The sequence below is a fragment of the Bradyrhizobium sp. 63_E2_N1_3 genome, assembly GCF_052076005.1.
Lineage (GTDB): Bacteria > Pseudomonadota > Alphaproteobacteria > Rhizobiales > Xanthobacteraceae > Bradyrhizobium > Bradyrhizobium barranii.
The window spans coordinates 8,815,404-8,835,789 of sequence record NZ_CP197235.1 but is presented as its reverse complement, the minus strand read 5'-3'; the positions used below and the strand labels follow the sequence as shown (position 1 = coordinate 8,835,789).

Genomic DNA, 20,386 nt, shown 5'->3' with positions numbered 1-20,386 from the left:
GTGCCCACCATCTTTCCGCGAATTGGTCGTTGAATGGTGGGCACGCTGCGCTTTGCCCACCCTACGGCACCGTCACGGCTTCGGCAGCTTGGCCTTCAACGCATAGAGCGCATCCAGCGCCTCGCGCGGGGACATCTCGTCCGGGTGGAGGGCCTTCACGGCGTCCATCAATAGCTCGGCCTCGGTCGGCGGTGCGGCTTCGGCGGCGGCGCGCGAGGGCACCGCGAACAGCGGGAGGTCGTCGGCAAGCGCGCGGGCGGTCTGGCCGCGGTCCTGGGCTTCGAGTTTCGCCAGCACGGATTTCGCACGCGTGATCACGGCCGGCGGCAGGCCGGCGAGCTTGGCGACCTGGATGCCGTAGGAGCGGTCGGCCGAGCCCGGCAGCACCTCGTGCAGGAACACGACATTGCCCTGCCATTCCTTCACCCGCACCGTCGCGTTGAACATGCGCGGCAGTTTTGCCGAGAGCGCCGTCAGCTCGTGATAATGCGTCGCGAACAGCGTGCGGCAGCGGTTGCTCTCGTGCAGATGCTCGATCGCGGCCCAGGCGATGGAGAGGCCGTCGAACGTCGCGGTGCCGCGGCCGATCTCGTCGAGGATCACGAGCGCGCGCTCGCCGGCCTGGTTCAGGATCGCTGCGGTCTCGACCATCTCCACCATGAAGGTGGAGCGGCCGCGCGCGAGATCGTCGGCGGCGCCGACGCGCGAGAACAGGCGGTCGATGATGCCGATCCGCGCGCGCGTCGCCGGCACGAAGCTGCCGATCTGCGCCAGCAGCGCGATCAGCGCGTTCTGGCGCAGGAAGGTCGATTTACCGGCCATGTTGGGACCGGTCAGCAGCCAGAGCTGGCCGGATTTTTGCGCCGGTGTTGGCGAGAGATCGCAGGCATTGGCAATGAATGGCTCGCCATTGCGCTTCAAGGCCTGCTCGACCACGGGATGGCGGCCCGCCTCGATCGCGAAGCCGAGGGAGTCATCCACGTCCGGCCGCACATAATTGTCGTCGACCGCGAGCTTGGCCAGCGAGGTCGCAACGTCGAGCAGCGCAAAGGCATGGGCGGCGGCGCGCAGATCGTCGCTGATATCAAGCGCCTTCGCGGACAGCCGCTCGAAGATCTCGAGCTCGAGGCCGAGCGCGCGGTCGCCGGCATTGGCGATCTTGGCCTCGATCTCGCCGAGCTCCGAGGTGGTGAAGCGCACCTGTCCGGCCAGCGTCTGGCGATGGATGAAGGTCGCATTCAGCGGCGCCGACATCAGCTTGTCGCCGTGCTGCGCGGTGACCTCGACGAAATAGCCGAGCACGTTGTTGTGCCGGATCTTGAGGCCCTTCACACCGGTATGATCGGCGTAGCGCGCCTGCATCGAGGCCACGACGAGGCGCGAAGCATCACGCAGGCTTCGCGTTTCGTCGAGCGCGGGCTCGTAGCCCTGACGCACGAAGCCGCCGTCGCGCTTGATCAGCGGCAGCGGGTCATCGAGGGCACTTGCGAATTCAGCGGCGAGCTCGCGCGACGGACGCTGCAGGGCCGCCATCACCACCGCGATTTCCTGCGGCGGCTGGTCGAGCTCGGAAAGGCGCGTCAGCACCTGGTCGGCGGCAATGATGCCGTCGCGCAGGCCGGCGAGGTCGCGCGGTCCGCCGCGGCCGACCGAAAGACGGGCCAGCGCCCGCGACATGTCGGGCGCGCCGCGCAGGATGCTGCGGATGTCTTCGCGCGCAGCGGAGTCCGCAACGAAGGCGCTGACGGCATCGAGCCGCCGCGCGATTGCGGGCGCGTCCGTCAGCGGCGCCGCGAGCCGCTGCGCCAGCAGGCGCGAGCCGGCCGAGGTCACCGTGCAGTCGATCGCGTCGAGCAGCGAGCCGCGGCGTTCGCCCGCGAGCGTTCGCGTCAATTCGAGATTGGCGCGGGTGGCCGGATCGATCGCCATGGTCGCGCCCGAGGCCTCGCGCGCGGGTGGCGACAACGGCGGATGCTTGCCGACCTGGGTGCGGTCGACATAGGTGACGGCGGCGGCTGCGGCGGTCGCTTCGAGCCGCGTGAGCTGCGCGAGCCCGTCCATGGTCGCGACGGCGAAATAATCGCACAGGCGTTTTTCCGCGGTGGCGCCGTCGAAGACGTCGCGGGTCAGCGGCGTCACCGCCGGCAGCTCGCGCAAGGTCTGTCCGAGCTCGCTGTCATTGTAGAGCGCGTCGGTGACGATCGCCTCGTTCGGATTGATGCGCGCCAGCGTCGCGGCGAGCTCGCCGCTAGAGCATTCCATCACCGTGAATTCGGCGGTCGAGATGTCGATCCAGGCGAGCCCAAAACGGTCGCCGCCACCGGAGGCGCGGGCACGCGCGATCGCCAGCAGATAATTGTTGGCGCGCGCGTCTAACAGCGTGTCCTCGGTCAGCGTACCCGGCGTGACCAGCCGCACCACGCCACGGCGCACCACGCTCTTGTTGCCGCGCGCTTTGGCGGCGGCGGGATCCTCGGTCTGCTCGCACACGGCGACCCGGTGGCCGGCGCTGATCAGGCGATGCAGATAGTCCTCGGAACGCTCGACCGGCACGCCGCACATCGGGATGTCGGCGCCCTGATGCTTGCCGCGCTTGGTCAAGACGATGCCGAGCGTCTTCGAGGCGATCTCGGCGTCCTCGAAGAACAGCTCGTAGAAGTCGCCCATCCGGTAGAACAGCAGCAGGCCCTGATGAGCCGCCTTGATTTCAAGGTACTGTTCCATCATCGGCGTGACGCGCGCGATGGCTTCCGCCGGCGGCGTGGGCGCTTCGTCAGGGGGCGGCACAGGTATCGGCTGTTGCATTGTCATGGGCGGCGCAACCTACAAAATTTCGCCTCCTGCTCCTACCGGTTTGGCCGGCGAGGGGAGGTTTTCCACGTTGTCCGCACCACGGCATGCATTGGCAGCGTGCGCCCCCCTCGGAACAAGCAAGAAACCGTCAATTGACCTGCCGCGGGCGCCCTCCTAAAACTCCGCGGACATTGAAGAATTTGGGCCGGACCGCGGCATTCAGGGAGAACAACGATGCGTGACGTCTTTATCTGCGATGCCGTGCGGACCCCGATCGGCCGTTTCGGCGGCTCGCTCGCCAAGGTGCGCGCCGACGACCTCGCGGCGGCCCCGATCAAGGCGCTGATGGCCAAGCATCCCAATCTCGATTGGGCACAGGTCGACGAAGTCTTCTTCGGCTGCGCCAACCAGGCCGGCGAGGACAACCGCAACGTCGCGCGCATGGCGCTGCTGCTTGCGGGCCTGCCGGATTCGGTTCCCGGCCAGACCCTGAACCGGCTCTGCGCCTCCGGCCTCGACGCGGTCGGTGCGGCCGGCCGCGCCATCCGTTCCGGCGAGATCGAGCTTGCGATCGCGGGCGGCGTCGAATCCATGACCCGCGCGCCCTTCGTGATGGGCAAGGCGCAGGAAGCCTTCTCGCGCTCCGCCGAGATTTTTGACACCACCATCGGCTGGCGTTTCATCAATCCGCTGTTGAAGGCGCAATATGGCGTCGACGCCATGCCGGAGACCGGCGAGAACGTCGCCGAGGAATTCCAGGTCTCGCGCGCCGACCAGGACGCCTTCGCGATCCGCTCGCAGCAGCGCGCAGGCGCGGCGATCGCGGCGGGTTATTTCGCCGAGGAAATCACGCCGATCACCATTCCCGGCGGCAAGGCCGGCCCGATTACGGTCGACAAGGACGAGCATCCGCGCCCGGAGGCGACGCTGGAAGGCCTGGCAAAACTGAAGCCGATCGTGCGCAATCCCGGTACCGTGACCGCCGGCAACGCCTCCGGCGTCAATGACGGCGCGGCCGCGATGATCCTGGCTTCTGAAGCCGCCGTGAAGAAGCATGGCCTCACCCCGCGCGCACGCATCCTCGGCCTCGCCTCGGCCGGCGTGCCGCCGCGCATCATGGGCATCGGCCCGGTGCCGGCGACCCGCAAGCTGATGGAACGCCTCGGCAAGAAGATCAGCGATTTCGACCTGATCGAGCTCAATGAGGCCTTCGCCTCGCAAGGCATTGCCTGCATGCGCCAGCTCGGCGTTGCCGACGATGCCGATTTTGTCAATCCGCATGGCGGCGCCATCGCGCTCGGCCATCCCCTCGGCATGAGCGGCGCGCGCCTCGCGCTCACCGCCGTCCACGGCATGGAAAAGCGCGGCGGCAAGCTGGCGCTGGCCACCATGTGCGTCGGCGTCGGCCAGGGTGTTGCGGTCGCGATCGAGAAGCTGAACTGAGCTTTCTCCTCTCCCTCTCCCCGCAAGCGGGGAGAGGCGAAGATTCCGGGCTCGTTCGTTTCACTCGCGCCCGGAATGACGGGTAATCCGGAGACGAGCATGATCATCGAGCGCGAGCAGGACGTCACGGCCGCGGCACTGGCGGTGATGGAGCGGACGTCCGATCCGCGGCTGCGTCAGATCATGGTCTCCCTGGTCAAGCATCTGCACGCCTTCGTCCGCGATGTCCGCCTGACCGAGAAGGAGTTCCGGGACGCGACCGCGATCGTGGCCGAGCTCGGCAAGCTCACGACCGACACGCACAACGAAGTCGTGCTGATGGCGGGCTCGCTCGGCGTCTCGCCGCTGCTGTGCCTGCTCAACAACGGCGATCAGGGCAATACCGAAACCGATCAGTCGCTGCTCGGCCCGTTCTGGCGGCTGAACTCGCCGCGGGTCGAGAATGGCGGCTCGATCGTCCGCTCGGAGACGCCCGGCGCGCCGCTGTTCGTCAGCGCCCGCGTCGTCGACAAAGACGGCCGTCCCGTCGCCGATGCGGAGGTCGATGTCTGGCACGCCTCGCCGGTCGGTCTCTACGAGAACCAGGACCCTGATCAAGCCGACATGAACCTGCGCGGCAAGTTCACGACCGACCAGGACGGACGTTTCGCCTTCCGCTCGGTGATGATGGTGGGCTATCCCATCCCGACCGACGGCGTGGTCGGGCGCCTCCTCGAGGCGCAGAGCCGGCATCCCTATCGGCCCGCGCATCTGCACGCGCTGATCTTCAAGCCCGGATTCAAGGTGCTGATCTCGCAGGTCTACGACCCCGCCGACCCGCATATCGACAGCGACGTGCAGTTCGGGGTGACGCAGGCACTGATCGGCAAGTTCCAGCGCCACGACACGCCGCATCCGACCGCACGAGACGTCCCGACCCCCTGGTATTCGCTCGACCACACCTATCGGCTGGAGGCCGGTGAGGCCGTGTTACCGCGTCCGCCGATCAAATAGCGTGGCCCTGCCGGGCGCAGAACGCCCGCCAAACCCGCTTCCCTAGATTAGTTATGTTCTATAATGATCGGGGGAAGCGTTGACCGGCTGGAGCAAAATGGCCGGGGAGGAGTTCGCCAATGACATTCATCTATCCCGTCGACAGCAACAAGGCGCATCCGCTGCCGCTGTCGCCCGAATACAAGAGCTCGATCAAGCGCGCGCCGAACAAGCCCTTGATCCCGATGCGCCACACGCTGTCGGAATTGACCGGCCCGGTCTACGGCCACGAGACCGTGCGCGAGGGCGATGCCGATCTCACCACCCAGCATACCGGCGAGCCGATCGGCGAGCGCATCATCGTGCACGGCCATGTGCGCGACGAGGACGGACGCGGCGTGCCGAACTCGCTGGTCGAGATCTGGCAGGCCAATTCCTGCGGCCGCTACGTCCATGTCCGCGACCAGCACCCGGCGCCGCTCGATCCGAACTTCACCGGCGCGGGCCGCACCGTGAGCGATGCCGCCGGCTACTACCGTTTCGTCACCATCAAGCCTGGCGCCTATCCCTGGGGCAATCACCACAACGCCTGGCGTCCCGCGCATATCCATCTGTCGGTGTTCGGCCATTCCTTCGTCACGCGGCTCGTGACGCAGATGTATTTCCCGAACGACCCGCTGTTCCCGTTCGACCCGATCTTCAATTCGGTGCCGGACGAGAAGGCGCGGGCGCGGATGGTGTCGTCTTTCGACCTCGAGAACACGCAGCCCGAATGGGCGCTGTGCTACCGCTTTGACATCGTGCTGCGCGGCAAGAACGCCACGCCAATGGAGAACACTTAAGTGCAGGACAACGGTATTACCCCATCGCAGACCGTCGGTCCGTTCTTCAAATACGGCCTGACGCCGACCGGCGAATACGCCTGGAACGACGCGTTCACCAACTCGACGCTGACGCCCGACGTCACCGGGGATCGCGTCCGCATCGAAGGCCGCGTGTTCGACGGCGACGGCGTCGTGGTGCCCGACGTCATGCTGGAGATCTGGCAGGCGGATGCGCAGGGCCGCTTCGCCGACCCCCAGGACAAGCGCGCTCTGCCCAATGCCAGCTTCCGCGGCTTTGCCCGCTGCGGCACCGACAAGGACGGCAATTATTCCTTCGACACCGTCAAGCCGGGCGCGGTGCCCGATCCCGACGGCAAGCCGCAGGCGCCGCACATCGTGCTTGCGGTGTTCGGTCGCGGCATGCTGCGGCATCTCTACACCCGCATCTATTTCAGCGACGAGGCCGGCAATGCCACCGATCCCGTGCTGGGACTGGTGCCGGCCGATCGCCGCGCGACGCTGATCGCGACGCGCGAGGCGGGGAAGGCGGTCTATCGGCTCGACCTGCGGCTTCAGGGCGACGACGAGACGGTCTTCTTCGACATGTGAGGCAGCAACGCGTGGCGGCGATATCGACAGCCGCCACGCGTTTCTCATCCAGCGCAACTGAGCTGGTTGCTGCGTTTCATCGGGCCTGAGACGTTTCTGTTCGTGCCCCGAGTCGATCTCGCTGACTCAAAAACGACCGACTGACGTCCTCTTTTCGTAATTTTCCGGTGCCCGCGGGATACAATTTCCGCGCGAAGCAATCCCGTGTTTACCGCAGTTGTTTAGGGTCCGTTCGGATTTCGACCTGCGCCATTGGATTGTTTCATGAAAATTCGTCTCTCGCTTTCTTCTGCGGTCATTGCATTCGGGATCGTTCTCGCCATCGGCTTTACTGCCGTCGTCTCGACCAGCCTTTACGCCCTGCGCGAGCTCAAGGTCGGCGGTCCGCTTTATTCCGACATCAAGCTCGGCAACGACCTCATCGCGGACATCCTGCCGCCGCCCGAATATGTGATCGAAGCCTATCTCGAGGCCACGCTCGCCATGCGCGAGCCGGACCAGCTGTCGGCCCATGGCGAACGCCTGGTCCAGCTCCGCAAGGATTACGATGAGCGCAAGGCATTCTGGACCACCTCCAGCCTCTCCACCGATCTGAAGACGGCGCTGGTGTCGAAATCTGACGCCGAGGTGCAGAAGTTCTGGAAGCTTCTGTCTGATCAGCTCCTGCCGGCCCTCAAAGCCAAGGACGTGGCCGGCGCCGAACGCGCCTATGCGCAGCTCAAGGACGCCTACACCGCGCACCGCGCCGTCATCGACAGCATCGTCGAGAGCGCAAACAAGCAGAATGCCGACATGGAGAAGCTGGCGGCCGAGCGCGACAGCTCGATCCTCTACATTCTCCTCGGCGTCTCCGCAGCCGTCCTGGCCCTTATTGCCGCAGGCCTGCTCGGCGTCGCGCTTGGCGTGGTGCGCCCGATCGTGCGCATGACGGACACGATGCAGAAGCTCGCGACCGGCGATCTCGCCGCCGACATCCCCTTCGCGCACCGCCAGGACGAGGTCGGCTCGATGGCGGGTGCGCTCCAGGTGTTCAAGCAGGGGGCGATCGAGAATTCGCGCCTGCGCGAGGAGCAGTTGCGGAAGGAGCAGGAGGCCGCGACGGCCAAGCGCGGCGCCCTGCACCAGATGGCCGAGACCGTCGAGCGCGAGACCGGCCGCTCGGTCGATTCCGCGAGCGTGGCAAGCCAGGGCGTCGAACGGGCCGCCTCCAGCCTGTCCGAGATCGCCCGGTCGCTGTCCGCGGAGTCGCAGGCGGTGGCCTCGGCCTCCACCCAGGCGCTGGGTAGCTCGCAGACCGTCTCGGCCGCCGCCGAACAACTGAGCGCCTCGATCCGGGACATCGCAACCCAGGTGGCACGGACCAGCACTGTCACGAAATCGGCGGTCGCGGGCCGCGAGCAGGCGCGTTCGACCATCCAGGCGCTGGCGGGCGCAGTGAAGAAGATTGCGGAGGTCTCCGACCTCATTGGCGGCATCGCCGGCCAGACCAACCTCCTGGCGCTCAATGCCACGATCGAGGCCGCGCGGGCCGGCGAGGCCGGCCGCGGCTTTGCGGTGGTTGCGGCCGAAGTGAAATCCCTGTCCGACCAGACCGCCAAATCCACCGAAGAGATCGGGCGCCTGATCGCCGAGGTTCAGGCCTCGACCCAGGCCGCAGTCGATGCCGTCGAGACGATGGGAGGCCACATCGTCGAGATCGACGGCGTGGCGACGTCGGTCGCGGCGGCGATGGAAGAGCAGGACTCCGCGACGCGGGAGATCGCGCGGTCGATTTCCGAATCGGCATCCGCTGCGAAGGAGGTCTCGGCCAAGATCGCCAATGTCAGCCGCGACGCCGCCTCGGTGGACGCGCGCGCCACGGAGGTGAGGCAGGCGATCGCGGGCATGGCGGCCAACCTGGAATCGCTGCGGTCGGTCGTCGTCCGGACCGTGCGCGACTCGACCGCAGCGGCTTGAGCCGGGCGCCGGGTCTGCGGCTGGTGCGTGGGGTCGTGATCGTGCAGTATTGCGCGGGACAGGGGCATCGTGGTCATGACACCTCCACAACTGCCGGCGGTCGTTGAGCCCGCCCAACTGACGGCTGCGCTGCGCAGGGGTGGCGTGCTGGACGCTGGCGCCGTGCGCGAGGTGAAGGTGCTGCATCAGCGTGACACCGTCGTGTCACACATCGTCCGCCTCGGCCTGCGCTATGTCGGGGAATCCGCCGGTGCGCCGCAATCGCTGATCCTGAAGACCGCCAATTCCGCGTTTGCGCAGACGCTCGCCAATGCCGGCCGGCACGAGGTGGCGTACTACACGCAGCCTGCGCCGAAGATGCCGCTGGGATTGGTGCCGCGCTGCTTCGACGCGCATTTCGACGAAGAAAGCCTCGCCTGGCACCTGCTGCTCGAGGATCTCACCGACAGCCACGAGGTCGCAACGCAATGGCCGCTGCCGCCGTCACGCGAGCAGGCGATCGCGATCGTCACGACGCTGGCGCGCTGGCATGCGGCCTGGTGGGACCATCCCGATCTCGGCGAGACCGTCGGCAGCTGGGCGAGCACCGAAGACAGCACGCAGCACATGGAGGCGTTCGCGGGTCATTACGACCGCTTTGCCGATTTGCTCGGTGACCGTCTCAGCGAGGAGCGACGCCTCATCTACCGTCGCCTCATCGATCAGTCGGCCCGGCTATCCGAGCGCTATCATTCGCGCCGTCATCTCAGCATCACCCATGGTGATGCCCATAGCTGGAATTTCCTGCTGCCCCGCACCGGTGTCGCCGATACCGCGCGCATCTTCGACTTCGACCTGTGGGGCATCGACGTCCCGACCAACGATCTCGCCTACATGATGGCGATGCAATGGTACCCGGAGCGACGGCAGGCGCTCGAACGCTCGCTGCTCAATTTCTATCATAACACGCTGATCGAAAGCGGCATCACGGGCTACACGCGAGGTGCGCTCGATCGCGACTACCGTTGGTCCGTGCTCTGGCACATCACCAAGCCGGTCTGGCAGTGGAGCATCCAGATCCCGCCGTTGATCTGGTGGAATAATCTGGAGCGGGTGATGATGGCGGTGGACGATTTGGGCTGCGAGGAGTTGTTGTAGAAGCTCGTGCCACCTGTTCGCTGTCGTTGCCCGGCTTGACCGGGCGACCCAGTATTCCAGAGACGGTTGTGGGATTCGGAGAAGCTGCGGCGTACTGAATGCCCCGGTCAAGCCGGGGCATGACACCTGTGGTTACTCCATCACCGCATGTTCCGGCCCCGCGGCCTGCTTGCGCAGCGTGGCCTTGGTCGAGCCGATCAGCAAGGCGAGCGGGATGGTGCAGAGGATGAAGATCATCACCAGCATATAGTCGTGTGCGAAGGCGATGATCTGCGCCTGCACGCTGACCATCCTGTCGGCCATGGCGCGGCCGGCGTCGGTGGAGAGATTGATCATGCCGCTGACGCTGGGCATCTGGAGCGCGTGGTTGAACGGGTTGATGTACTCGGACAGGATCGCGTAGGTCCTCCGCGTTCCCTGCGTCAGTTCGGCGATGACGACGGAGATGCCGACCGAGCTCGCGACGTTGCGCATCAGGGTCAGCATCGCGGTGCCGTCGGTGCGCAGCTCGTTCGACAGGGTCAGGAACGCCACCGTCGAGAGCGGCACGAAGACGAGGCCGAAGCCGAAGCCCTGGATGACGCTGACGGTGACGATCTCCGGCACCTGGGTCAGGTCGGTCCACCCGGTCATCTGGAACAGCGAGCCCGCGGTCAGCGTCAGGCCGGTGATGATCAGTGTGCGTGCCTCGAAATAACGCATCATGCGGCCAACCAGCATCATGGCGAAGAAGGTACCGAAGCCGCGGCTCGCCAGCAGCAGGCCGGCGGTGATGATGGGATAGCCGATCACGTTCTGCATGTAGGGCGAGGCCAGCGCCATGGTCGAGAACAGCACGAGCCCCATCACGACCATGAACATGCAGCCGGTGACGAAGTTGCGATCCTTGAACAGCGCGAAGCGGATGAACGGCGTCGACGTCGTGAAGGAGTGCGCGAGGAAGAAGTAGAAGGCGACGGCCGACACAATGAATTCTGCGATGATCTCGCCGGATTCGAGCCAGCCCAATTGCTCGCCGCGGTCAAGCGCGAGCTGAAGCGAGCCGATCGCGATCGCCAGCGCGGCAAAGCCGAACCAGTCGAACTTGAGGCTGATGTCCTTTTTGGTCTCGTCCATGAAGACGATCAGCCCGAGCACGGTGATGGCGCCGAACGGCAGATTGACGAAGAACACCCAGTGCCAGGAATAGGTCTCGGTCAGCCAGGCGCCGAGCGAGGGGCCCATGATCGGGCCCATCATCACGCCCATGCCCCAGATCGACATCGCCTTGGCGCGTTCCTGGAGCGTGTAATAGTCGAGCATGACCGATTGCGACAGCGGCACCAGGGCCGCGCCGAACACGCCTTGCAGCAGACGGAACAGCACCATCTGGTTGATGTCCTGCGCCAAGCCGCACAGCACGGATGCGAAGGTGAAGCCGGCGGCGCAGATGATGAAGATGCGCTTGCGGCCGAAGCGGTTGGCGATCCAGCCGACCGGCGCCGTCATGATCGCGGCGGCGACGATGTAGGAGGTCAAGACCCAGTTGATCTGGTCCTGCGAGGCCGACAGTGAGCCCTGCATGTAGGGCAAGGCGACGTTGGCGATGGTGGTGTCCAGCGCCTGCATGATGGTCGCGGTCATGGCGCAGATCGTCACCATGTTCCTGCGCAGGCCGGGGACCATCAGGCTGGCATTGGGGCCGGACATCGGATCAGTCCTTGTCCTGGTCTTTGTCCTGGTTCGCCGTCGCCGACAATCCGAACAGGCCGGCGAGCGAGCGCTTGTGGCCAGTGTCGATGGTGGCGTAGACGCTCATGCCGGCCTTCAGCTTCCGCACGTATTTGTCGGTCTCGTCGAAATAGATCCTGACAGGCACGCGCTGTACCACCTTGACGAAATTGCCGGTGGCGTTCTGCGGCGGCAGGATCGCGAATTGCGCGCCGGTGCCGGGCGAGAGCGAACCGATCTTGCCCTTGAAGACGTGGTTCGGGAACGCGTCGACCTCGAGGGTCACAGGCTGTCCCTCGGTGACGTGGGTGAGGTCGCTCTCCTTCGGATTGGCGTCGACCCAGGGGTGGGCGACGTCGATGATGGAGAACACCGGCGTGCCGGCGGTGACGTAGCGGCCGAGCTGAATCTGCTCGACCTGCGTCGCAACGCCGCCCATCGATGCCCGCACCACGGCGTGGTCGAGATTGCGCTCGGCATTGTCGAGCTTGGACTTGGCCTGCGCGTAGGGGGGGAATTTCTCCAGCGGAAGGTCGGTGTCGCCGAGCAGCTGCGTCTTGGCCGTCGAGATCTGCTGCTTGACGTATTGCGCGATCGAACCTGATGTGACCAGCGCGTTCGCGGAGTTGTCGAGGTCGAGTTGCGAGCCGTAGCTGTTCTTCACCAGCGCCTGCTTGCGCTCGACGTCGCGCTGCTTGAGGTCGACGCCCTGTTGCGCGAGGTTGAGCATGTCGCCGTAGATCTTGATATTGGCGCGGAGGTTGTCATAGGTCGACTGCGCCTGCATCAGCTGCGCCCTGGCCTCGTCCACCGCGAGGCGGAACGGCACGGGATCGATCTCGAACAGCTCGTCGCCTTGCTTGACGATCTGGCCTTCCCTCACGACGACCTTCTGGATCTTGCCGGAGATGTCGGGCGTCACCAGGACCTTCTGCGCGCCGACATAGGCATCGTCAGTGCCGACGTAGCGGCCGCCGTTCAGATAGAAGGTGAGGCCGCCGACGGCGACGACGAGCGGCAGCACGACCAGGAGCAGGAAGCGGCGATAGCGGCGCAGGCCCGCCACCAGGCGGCGGCGCGGATCGGTGCCGGCTTTCTTGGTGGGCTTGCCGCTGTCGCTCTTCTGCTCGGGCTGGAACTTGAGGACCTGATCAGCCATAGCGCTGCTCCTTACGCGCTTGTTCCGCGCCGGATGTCTGGATCGCGTTACGCACGTTTTCCTTGATGGATTCGAGTTGGGTGAGGAGACGGTGGGCGTCCGCCGGGCTGATGCCGTCGAGTGCGTTCGCCGTGAGTTCCGATTTCAGGCCGCTCATCTTGCCGAGCAGCGCACGGCCGGCCTTCTTGAGATAGAGGCGCTTGACGCGGCGGTCCGAGGCGTCGCTGCGGCGCTCGATCCAGTCGCTGTCGCAGAGCTTGTCGATCAGGCGCGTCAGCGTGATCGGCTGCATCTCCAGCAACTCGGCGAGTTCCGACTGCTTCATGCCCTCGCTGCGCTCGACCTTGGCCAGGACCGCCCATTGCGCGCGGGTGATGCCGAAGCGCGATGCCTCCTTGTCGGCATAGACCCGCAAGAGGCGGTAGAGTTCACCGAGCGTAAACAGGAAGTTCTGGTCGACGGACCCGCGGGTCATAACGTTATCTCCAATGAGCTTGACTATAATAAGCAAGCTTATGATTATTTCGTGGCGGATTAGCGGGACGCTGTCCCGCAGCAAGAGCATGGCTGACAGGCGCATTCCCGGTCGCGCTTTGGGTTCCACGGCCGAAATGCTAGAAGGCAGGCCACATGACCCTCGCAAAGCCGGCATTTCCGACGCCTGACCACGATCACGGCCGCTGCACCGCGGACGCGCTGGCGCACGCCGAGACGGTTTGCGAGGCTCGCGCGCAGAAATTCACGCCGATCCGCCGCCAGGTGCTGGGGGCGCTGCTCTCCAGCCACCGGCCGCTCGGCGCCTATGAGATCATCGACGAATTGGCAAAGTCGATGCCGCGGCCGGCGCCGATCACGGTCTACCGTGCGCTCGATTTCCTGATGGCCAACGGCCTCGTGCACCGCATCGAAAGCCGCAACGCCTACCTCGCCTGCGCCGCCCACGACCACGACGCGACCTCGGCGGTGGCGTTCCTGATCTGCGAGCGCTGCGGCCTGGTCGGCGAGATCCCGTCGGCGTCCTTCGCCAAGGATCTCAATGCCGCCGCGCGAAGCTCAGGCTTCGCACCAAAACTGTCCGTGGTGGAGATTACGGGCGTCTGCGCCCATTGTCAGAAAGCTGCATAAAGCAACAAAGGCGCAAGCCGGTATTCGGGAAGAAATGTCCGCACCACAAGCCATACCGTCCGCCGGTCGCCCCCTCAGTGCCGGCGCCATCGCCGTGATGCTCATGCTGTGCCTGACCTGGGGCTTCAATCAGATCGCGGTGAAGCTGGTGCTGCCGGAGGTGCCGCCGATGCTCCAGGCGATGATCCGCTCGATGGGTGCGTTGCCCGTGCTGTTCATCGTCGGCAGCTTGCGCGGCGTCAAATTCTTCGAGCGCGACGGCACGTGGAAGGCCGGCCTGGTCGCCGGGCTGATGTTCGGCGTCGAGTTCGTGCTGATTTTCCAGGGCCTGCGCCTGACCTCGGCCTCGCGCGCGGTGGTGTTCCTCTACACGGCGCCGTTCTTCGTCGCGCTCGGGTCCTACCAGGTGCTCGGCGAGCGGCTCGGGGGCACCCAATGGCTGGGGCTGGCTGTGAGCTTTGCCGGAGTTGCGCTCGCGATCGGCGTGCCGCAGCCCAATGTGGATTCGCACATCCTGCTCGGCGACCTCCTGATCGTGGCCGGCGCAGGGCTTTGGGCGGCGACCACACTGGTCGCCAAGGGCACCCGGCTGCGCTTCGCGGCGCCGGAAAAGGCACTCGGCTATCAGGTCGCGACCTCGATCCCGATCCTGGGCACCGCCGCCTGGCTGTTTGGGGAGACCATCACCCGGACCCCGTCGCCGCTGTCGCTCAGCCTGATGGCCTTCCAGGCGATCTGGGTGGTTGGAACCACGTTCACGCTTTGGTTCGCGCTGGTGAAGACCTATTCGGCCAGCAAATTGTCGGCTTTTACCTTCATCACCCCTTTGTTTGGCGTGGTGGGTAGCTATTTCATCATGCACGACACCTTGAGCCTGACATTCGGGGCCGCTGCGATCCTTGTAATTGCTGGGCTTTTTCTGGTTAACCGTCCCAGCTCAACGGCTGCGGCGCCGCGCGATGCATTGCTCAACGTCACCAAAACCTGATATTTGGACCCCATGAACAAGCTCGAAAACCCCATTGATTCCGACATCGCGGGCCCGGCGCCCCGGCACCGGACCACCCAGGTCAAGGTCGGCGACGTCGCCGTTGGCGGCGGTGCGCCGATCGTCGTGCAGTCGATGACCAATACCGACACCGCCGACATCGACGGCACCATCGCCCAGGTCGCAGCGCTTGCGCGCGCCGGCTCCGAAATGGTCCGCATCACCGTGGACCGCGAGGAGGCCGCTGCTGCCGTTCCGCATATCCGCGACGGCCTCGCCAAGCGCGGCATCACCACGCCGCTGATCGGCGACTTCCATTATATCGGTCACAAGCTGCTCGCGGCCTATCCGGCCTGCGCCGAGGCGCTCGCGAAATATCGCATCAATCCCGGCAATGTCGGCTTCAAGGACAAGCGCGACACCCAGTTCGCCGACATCATCGAGATCGCGAACAAGAACGGCAAGCCGGTCCGCATCGGCGCCAATTGGGGTTCGCTCGACCAAGAGTTGCTGACCAAGCTGATGGACGAGAACGCCGCGTCCGCCAATCCGCGCGACGTGCGCGCGGTGACGCGCGAGGCCATGGTGCAGTCGGCGCTGCTCTCGGCCGCGCGCGCCGAAGAGCTCGGCATGCCCAAGGATCGCATCATCCTGTCCGCAAAGGTGTCGGCGGTGCAGGATCTGATCGCGGTCTATCAGGATCTCGCGGCGCGTTCCGATTACGCCATCCATCTCGGTCTCACCGAGGCCGGCATGGGCACCAAGGGCATCGTGGCCTCGTCGGCCGCGCTCGGCATCCTGCTTCAGCAGGGCATCGGCGACACCATCCGCATCTCGCTGACGCCGGAGCCCGGCGGCGACCGCACCCGCGAAGTGCAGGTCGGCCAGGAATTGCTGCAGACCATGGGCTTCCGCACCTTCGTGCCGCTGGTTGCGGCGTGCCCCGGCTGCGGCCGCACCACATCGACCACGTTCCAGGAGCTGGCGAGCTCGATCCAGGCGTTCATCCGCGACGAGATGCCGGGCTGGAAGACGAAATATCCGGGCGTCGAAGAGCTCAACGTCGCGGTGATGGGCTGCATCGTCAACGGCCCCGGCGAATCCAAGCACGCCAATATCGGCATCTCGCTGCCGGGCACCGGCGAAGCCCCGGCCGCGCCCGTCTTCGTCGACGGCAAGAAATTCCGCACGCTGCGCGGCCCGACCATCTCCGCCGACTTCAAGGCGCTGGTGATCGACTATATCGACCAGCGCTACGGCCAGGGCGCCAAGGTGCCGGTGACCGCAGCGGAGTAAGCGCCCACTCAACATTGAAATTGTAAGGCGGGTTAGCGCAAGCGTAACCCGCCTTATTTTTTGCGCGACCGTGAAATCCGGGGCGCTGCCCACCGCGGAACGACCGTTCCCGGATTGCGCTTCGCTGCGTCCGGGCTACGATGTCCCCAATCAACAATGATTGGGAGTAACACCCATGAGCTCGCTATCCGGCAAGCAGGGTCCGCGCTATCGCCACACGGCCGAAGACGGCGCGGCTTACGAGACCATCGCGGTCGAAAAGCTCACCCCCATCATCGGCGCGGAAATATCCGGCGTCGACCTCGGCAGCCTCGTCGATGGCGATGCCCGCTCCAACCGGCAGATGGACGAGATCCACCGCGCGCTCGCCGAAAACCTCGTCATCTTCTTCCGCGATCAAAACATCACGCCAAAACAGCATCTCGCGTTCGGCCGCAAGTTCGGCGATCTGCATTTCCATCCCGCAGCACCTCACGAGGACGAAGATCCGGCGCTGATGAAGATCTACGCCGACAAGAACTCGCCGCGGGCGAACGGCGAGGGCTGGCATTCGGACGTGTCCTGCGATCTCGAGCCGCCGATGGGCTCGATCCTCTACATCAAGCAGTGCCCGCCGCGCGGCGGCGACACGCTGTTCGCCAACATGTACGCGGCCTATGAGGCGCTGTCGGATCGGATGAAGGCGTATCTCGACGGGCTGACCGCGCTGCATGACGGCGAGCCGATCTATCGCGGGCTTTACGCCAATTACGGCGTCGCCGATCGTCCGTCCTATCCGAGCGCCGAGCATCCGGTGGTGCGCACGCACCCGGTGACGGGGAGGAAGGCGCTCTACGTCAACCGCGGCTTCACCCGCCACATCAACGGCATCCCGCGCGACGAGAGCGATGCGATGCTCGCCTATCTCTACCAGCACGCCGAGAACCCGCTGTTTCAGTGCCGCTTCCGCTGGACCGAGAACGCCATCGCGTTCTGGGACAACCGCTGCACCCAGCACCGCGCGATGTGGGACTACTGGCCGCACACGCGCTCGGGCACGCGGGTCACGGTGAAGGGGGAGCGGCCGATTTAAACGGCCACCGTCGCCAATCGCTCAGTGACCTGAATCACGGACTTGGGATCGCCCCCGTCGAATGATGTGGGCTCGCGGTGCTGCTTGCAGGGGCTACAACCAGCGATATACTCGCAAAGGGCGATTTGGGGGGAATTATGCGCTGGGTGGCGGCTACCATTCTTGCGCTCGTTTTTTACGGGTTCGCGGGTCAGGCGCTGGCCGAGAAGCGCGTCGCCCTGGTGATTGGCAATTCGTCGTACCGGAATGTCCCGAGCCTTCCGAATCCCCGGAATGACGCCGCCGAGATTGCCTCCCTGTTCAGATCTGCAGGATTCTCCGCGGTCGATGCTCGCCGTGATCTTGGTATTTCAGACATGCGGCGCGCGATCAGCGATTTCGCCGAGATGGCAAGCGATGCCGACGTGGCCGTCGTCTATTTCGCCGGCCATGGCATCGAGGTCGATGGTGCAAACTACGTCATCCCCGTCGACGCGAAGTTGTCCCGCGATTTCGACATTGAGGATGAAGCCATTTCCCTCGATCGCATTCTGAAATCAATCGAGCCCACCAGGCGGCTTCGCCTCGTCATCCTGGATGCGTGCCGGGACAACCCGTTCTTGAAGACCATGAAGCGAACCATAGCGTCCCGATCGATCGGTCGCGGGTTGGCCAAGGTCGAGCCGGCGATATCCGATACGCTGATTGCCTTCGCGGCCAAGGCCGGATCGGTTGCGCTGGACGGCGATGCCAAAAACAGTCCTTTCACGGCCGCGCTGCTGCACAACATCGCCGCTCCCGGCTTGGACTTGAGGATTGCGTTCGGCCGAGTTCGCGACGAAGTGCTGAAGGTCACCAATCGTCACCAGGAGCCGTTCGTCTACGGATCATTGGGCGGCTCTGTCATCTCGATCGTCGATGCACCGAAACTGCCGCCACCGCCAACGACGGATGACATCGTCTGGAACGCCGTGAAGGATTCGGCTTATCCGGGCGTGTTCGAGGATTTCATCGCGAAGTTTCCGACGACGCCACATCTGAAGGCGGCCGAATCACGGCGTGATGAGCTCAAGCAGGCGCAAGCTGCGGCTGCCGCGCGCATACCCCCGCCGCCGACCGCCGACGAAATCGTCTGGACGGCGATCAGGGATTCGAACTATCCCGCAATCTTCGATGATTTCCTCAGCAAGTTTCCGGCCAGCAAGCATCGCGCCGAGGCGCAATCGCGCGCCGACGAGCTGCAAAAGCAGATCGCCGCCGCTGCCGCCCGCGTTCCACCGCCTCCGACCGCCGACGAGGTCGTCTGGGATGCCATCAAAGGCTCGACGTATCCGGCAATCTTCGATGATTTCGCCAGCAAGTTTCCGGCAAGCCCGCATCTGGCGGACGCCCAGAGGCGCAGGGATGAGCTGAAAAAGCAGATTGCCGCCGCGCAAGCTCCGCCACCTCCCGCCGCCGAGGACATCGTCTGGGCCGCGATCAAGGGATCGCGCGATCCCGCGATCTTCGATGAGTTCGTGAGTAAATACGCGGCGAGCCCGCACATCGCGGCCGCACGACAGCGAGGGGATGACCTGCGGAAGGAGATCGCTGCTGCTCAAGCGCCGCCACCTCCGCCTGCAGATGAGATCGTCTGGAACGCGATCAAGGAGTCGCACGACCCCGCGATCTTCGAGGAGTATTCCGTCAAATATTCGAACAGTTCGCACCTCTCCGCCGCACTGTCGCGTCGTGACGAGCTGAAGAAGGAACGCGCGGCGACAACGGCACCTCCTCCGCCCCCGCCCGCAACCGACGAGATCGTCTGGAACGCGATAAAGGATGGGCGCTCGCCGGCGATGTTCGAAGAGTTTCTGAGCAAATTTCCCGAAAGCGCGCGCTCCGCAGAGGTGCGCGAACGGTTCAAGGCGTTACAGGCGGTGCAGATGGCCTCCACCAACGCCACGCTTCCGGCTCCAGACACGACCCCGCAGCGCGAAGGACTGACTGCGATCGGCATCAAGGTGTTGTCCGATTCGGAAGAGGCGGCTCTGAAGCAGAAGGCCAGCTTCAAGGAATGTGAAAAGTGTCCGGAGATGGTTGTGGTCCCGCCGGGCGCGTTCATGATGGGGACGTCGGAGAGTGCATCGAAACGCACCGCGGAATCGTCTCGCCACAAGGTGACGTTCGCCCATTCATTCGCGGTTGGCCGTTACGCTGTCACGTTTGCGGAATGGGACGCCTGCGTCGCCGATGGGGGATGCAATGGGTACAAGCCCTGGGACAACGGTTGGGGCCGCGGGAGACGACCGGCGATCAACATTTCCTGGTCGGATGCCAAGAGCTATGCAGCCTGGTTGTCGGCCCGCACCGGCAAGACGTACCGCCTCCTGAGCGAAGCCGAGCGGGAATATGTGACGCGCGCGGGAACGACGTCATCGTTCTGGTGGGGAGTCTCCGTGTCTCGGGGCCAGGCCAACTACGATGACAGGGCCAGCCAGGACAAGAATGCAAAGGGTGCCTCCGGGCAAAAGACGGCTCCTGTCGATTCCTTCCAGCCGAATCCGTGGGGCCTCTATCAGGTGCACGGCAATATCTGGGAATGGGTCGAGGATTGCGTCAACGACACTTATGAGGGCGCGCCTGTGGACGGGAGTCCTTGGCTGAAAGGCCGATGCGAGCAGCGTGTCCTCAGGGGAGGCTCCTGGGTCAGCAAGGCGGATGCAGTCGAAGCGGGGAGCCGTTACGGCGTGCAGTCCGAAGGACGCGTGAGCAACGTTGGATTTCGAGTCGCGAGAACCTTGAGATAGCCGGGCACGAGTGCATCGGCCTCGCCAGCCGGAACAATCCCATACAATAACTCTAAGATTTTTTCATTGGAGACTTATGAAATGACAACCTACCCGGTACGCCTACCGTCGGCCCTCTTGATCAAAATCACCGCGGGGCTCGTCCTGTTCTTCGGAATCCTCTGTGGCGCACATGCGGGCGGGGGGAACACGTCGCTCGTCGTGAAATCGGGCGAGGCAAAGGAAATCTGCAAATGCGGCGGACACTGGCGCGTCGACAGCAGTGGCAAGGTCTGGCCCGTCAGCATTGAAGTCGTGACTCCGCCGAAGAGCGGTGCCGTGACGACGCGAGCGAGCACCGGGCAACGCAAATTGAGAAGCGGAGAGGCCAAGACCGTGCGGCTGACCAGCGTGGTGTACCAATCCAAGAAGGGTTATGTCGGTGAAGACTCCTTCACGTATCGGCGCGTGACGGCGGACCCTACCGACCCGGATAATGGCAAGGTATACACAGTCGCCGTCACCGTCAGGTAATTGCGATGGGGGCGGATAGGA

General features: G+C 64.9%; 16 protein-coding genes. 12 read left to right on the top strand and 4 right to left on the bottom strand.

Features of this window, described 5'->3' with window-relative positions; all coding sequences use genetic code 11:
* Positions 1–72: 72 nt before the first annotated feature.
* Complete coding sequence (mutS, locus tag AB7531_RS41985) at positions 73–2,811, bottom strand: DNA mismatch repair protein MutS (protein WP_063980037.1); 2,739 nt, start codon at positions 2,809–2,811, stop codon at positions 73–75.
* Between the two features lie 216 nt (positions 2,812–3,027).
* Between mutS and pcaF the strand changes: the two genes are divergently transcribed.
* From pcaF to AB7531_RS41955, 6 genes are all read left to right on the top strand, one after another.
* Positions 3,028–4,236: a 3-oxoadipyl-CoA thiolase gene (pcaF, locus tag AB7531_RS41980; RefSeq protein WP_063980036.1), complete on the top strand. Its 1,209-nt coding sequence runs from the start codon at positions 3,028–3,030 to the stop codon at positions 4,234–4,236.
* 99 nt (positions 4,237–4,335) lie between these two features.
* Positions 4,336–5,229, top strand: coding sequence for a dioxygenase family protein (locus AB7531_RS41975; RefSeq protein WP_063985948.1), 894 nt, complete (start codon positions 4,336–4,338; stop codon positions 5,227–5,229).
* 119 nt (positions 5,230–5,348) lie between these two features.
* Entirely contained in the window at positions 5,349–6,050 is a 702-nt protein-coding gene (gene pcaH, locus AB7531_RS41970) for a protocatechuate 3,4-dioxygenase subunit beta (RefSeq protein ID WP_028155300.1), read from the top strand.
* Complete coding sequence (pcaG, locus tag AB7531_RS41965; RefSeq protein ID WP_063980035.1) at positions 6,051–6,641, top strand: protocatechuate 3,4-dioxygenase subunit alpha; 591 nt, start codon at positions 6,051–6,053, stop codon at positions 6,639–6,641.
* Positions 6,642–6,905: 264 nt separating this feature from the next.
* Positions 6,906–8,597 (top strand): methyl-accepting chemotaxis protein, encoded by a 1,692-nt coding sequence (locus AB7531_RS41960; protein WP_063980034.1) that lies wholly within the window; start codon positions 6,906–6,908, stop codon positions 8,595–8,597.
* A 48-nt stretch (positions 8,598–8,645) separates the two neighbouring features.
* Complete coding sequence (locus AB7531_RS41955; RefSeq protein ID WP_231145444.1) at positions 8,646–9,734, top strand: ecdysteroid 22-kinase family protein; 1,089 nt, start codon at positions 8,646–8,648, stop codon at positions 9,732–9,734.
* Between the two features lie 132 nt (positions 9,735–9,866).
* Here AB7531_RS41955 and AB7531_RS41950 read toward each other — a convergent pair whose 3' ends face one another.
* The 3 genes from AB7531_RS41950 to AB7531_RS41940 are packed head-to-tail and all read right to left on the bottom strand — an operon-like array spanning position 9,867 to position 13,078.
* Positions 9,867–11,423 carry an MDR family MFS transporter gene (locus AB7531_RS41950; protein WP_063980032.1) on the bottom strand — a complete coding sequence of 519 codons (1,557 nt, stop codon included), beginning with the start codon at positions 11,421–11,423 and terminating at the stop codon, positions 9,867–9,869.
* Positions 11,424–11,427: 4 nt separating this feature from the next.
* Positions 11,428–12,603 (bottom strand): HlyD family secretion protein, encoded by a 1,176-nt coding sequence (locus AB7531_RS41945; protein ID WP_063980031.1) that lies wholly within the window; start codon positions 12,601–12,603, stop codon positions 11,428–11,430.
* Positions 12,596–13,078 carry a MarR family winged helix-turn-helix transcriptional regulator gene (locus AB7531_RS41940; RefSeq protein WP_014491125.1) on the bottom strand — a complete coding sequence of 161 codons (483 nt, stop codon included), beginning with the start codon at positions 13,076–13,078 and terminating at the stop codon, positions 12,596–12,598. The genes AB7531_RS41945 and AB7531_RS41940 overlap by 8 nt, the downstream gene beginning before the upstream one ends.
* Before the next feature lie 155 nt (positions 13,079–13,233).
* On the opposite strand from AB7531_RS41940, the gene AB7531_RS41935 reads away from it, so the two are divergent.
* The 6 genes from AB7531_RS41935 to AB7531_RS41910 all read left to right on the top strand — a co-directional run bounded on the left by AB7531_RS41935 (position 13,234) and on the right by AB7531_RS41910 (position 20,365).
* The gene (locus tag AB7531_RS41935) at positions 13,234–13,728 is read left to right on the top strand and encodes a Fur family transcriptional regulator (protein ID WP_038943833.1); all 495 of its coding nucleotides are present in this window, start codon (positions 13,234–13,236) and stop codon (positions 13,726–13,728) included.
* Positions 13,729–13,762: 34 nt separating this feature from the next.
* A complete protein-coding gene (locus tag AB7531_RS41930; protein WP_063980030.1) occupies positions 13,763–14,716 on the top strand; it encodes a DMT family transporter in 954 nt (317 codons plus the stop codon).
* A 12-nt stretch (positions 14,717–14,728) separates the two neighbouring features.
* Positions 14,729–16,012, top strand: coding sequence for a flavodoxin-dependent (E)-4-hydroxy-3-methylbut-2-enyl-diphosphate synthase (ispG, locus tag AB7531_RS41925; RefSeq protein WP_063980029.1), 1,284 nt, complete (start codon positions 14,729–14,731; stop codon positions 16,010–16,012).
* Between the two features lie 175 nt (positions 16,013–16,187).
* On the top strand, positions 16,188–17,084 hold the full coding sequence (locus tag AB7531_RS41920) for a TauD/TfdA dioxygenase family protein (RefSeq protein WP_063980028.1): 897 nt from the start codon (positions 16,188–16,190) through the stop codon (positions 17,082–17,084).
* A 137-nt stretch (positions 17,085–17,221) separates the two neighbouring features.
* Positions 17,222–19,852: an SUMF1/EgtB/PvdO family nonheme iron enzyme gene (locus tag AB7531_RS41915; protein WP_441280279.1), complete on the top strand. Its 2,631-nt coding sequence runs from the start codon at positions 17,222–17,224 to the stop codon at positions 19,850–19,852.
* A gap of 81 nt (positions 19,853–19,933) precedes the next feature.
* Entirely contained in the window at positions 19,934–20,365 is a 432-nt protein-coding gene (locus AB7531_RS41910) for a hypothetical protein (RefSeq protein WP_063980026.1), read from the top strand.
* Positions 20,366–20,386 lie beyond the last annotated feature (21 nt).

Bases quoted from the DNA above. Each gene is read 5' to 3' on its own strand.
- mutS (WP_063980037.1), bottom strand. From the start codon at position 2,811: ATGACAATGCAACAGCCGATACCTGTGCCGCCCCCTGACGAAGCGCCC.
- pcaF (WP_063980036.1), top strand. From the start codon at position 3,028: ATGCGTGACGTCTTTATCTGCGATGCCGTGCGGACCCCGATCGGCCGT.
- AB7531_RS41975 (WP_063985948.1), top strand. From the start codon at position 4,336: ATGATCATCGAGCGCGAGCAGGACGTCACGGCCGCGGCACTGGCGGTG.
- pcaH (WP_028155300.1), top strand. From the start codon at position 5,349: ATGACATTCATCTATCCCGTCGACAGCAACAAGGCGCATCCGCTGCCG.
- AB7531_RS41960 (WP_063980034.1), top strand. From the start codon at position 6,906: ATGAAAATTCGTCTCTCGCTTTCTTCTGCGGTCATTGCATTCGGGATC.
- AB7531_RS41950 (WP_063980032.1), bottom strand. From the start codon at position 11,423: ATGTCCGGCCCCAATGCCAGCCTGATGGTCCCCGGCCTGCGCAGGAAC.
- AB7531_RS41945 (WP_063980031.1), bottom strand. From the start codon at position 12,603: ATGGCTGATCAGGTCCTCAAGTTCCAGCCCGAGCAGAAGAGCGACAGC.
- AB7531_RS41940 (WP_014491125.1), bottom strand. From the start codon at position 13,078: ATGACCCGCGGGTCCGTCGACCAGAACTTCCTGTTTACGCTCGGTGAA.
- AB7531_RS41935 (WP_038943833.1), top strand. From the start codon at position 13,234: ATGACCCTCGCAAAGCCGGCATTTCCGACGCCTGACCACGATCACGGC.
- AB7531_RS41930 (WP_063980030.1), top strand. From the start codon at position 13,763: ATGTCCGCACCACAAGCCATACCGTCCGCCGGTCGCCCCCTCAGTGCC.
- ispG (WP_063980029.1), top strand. From the start codon at position 14,729: ATGAACAAGCTCGAAAACCCCATTGATTCCGACATCGCGGGCCCGGCG.
- AB7531_RS41920 (WP_063980028.1), top strand. From the start codon at position 16,188: ATGAGCTCGCTATCCGGCAAGCAGGGTCCGCGCTATCGCCACACGGCC.
- AB7531_RS41915 (WP_441280279.1), top strand. From the start codon at position 17,222: ATGCGCTGGGTGGCGGCTACCATTCTTGCGCTCGTTTTTTACGGGTTC.
- AB7531_RS41910 (WP_063980026.1), top strand. From the start codon at position 19,934: ATGACAACCTACCCGGTACGCCTACCGTCGGCCCTCTTGATCAAAATC.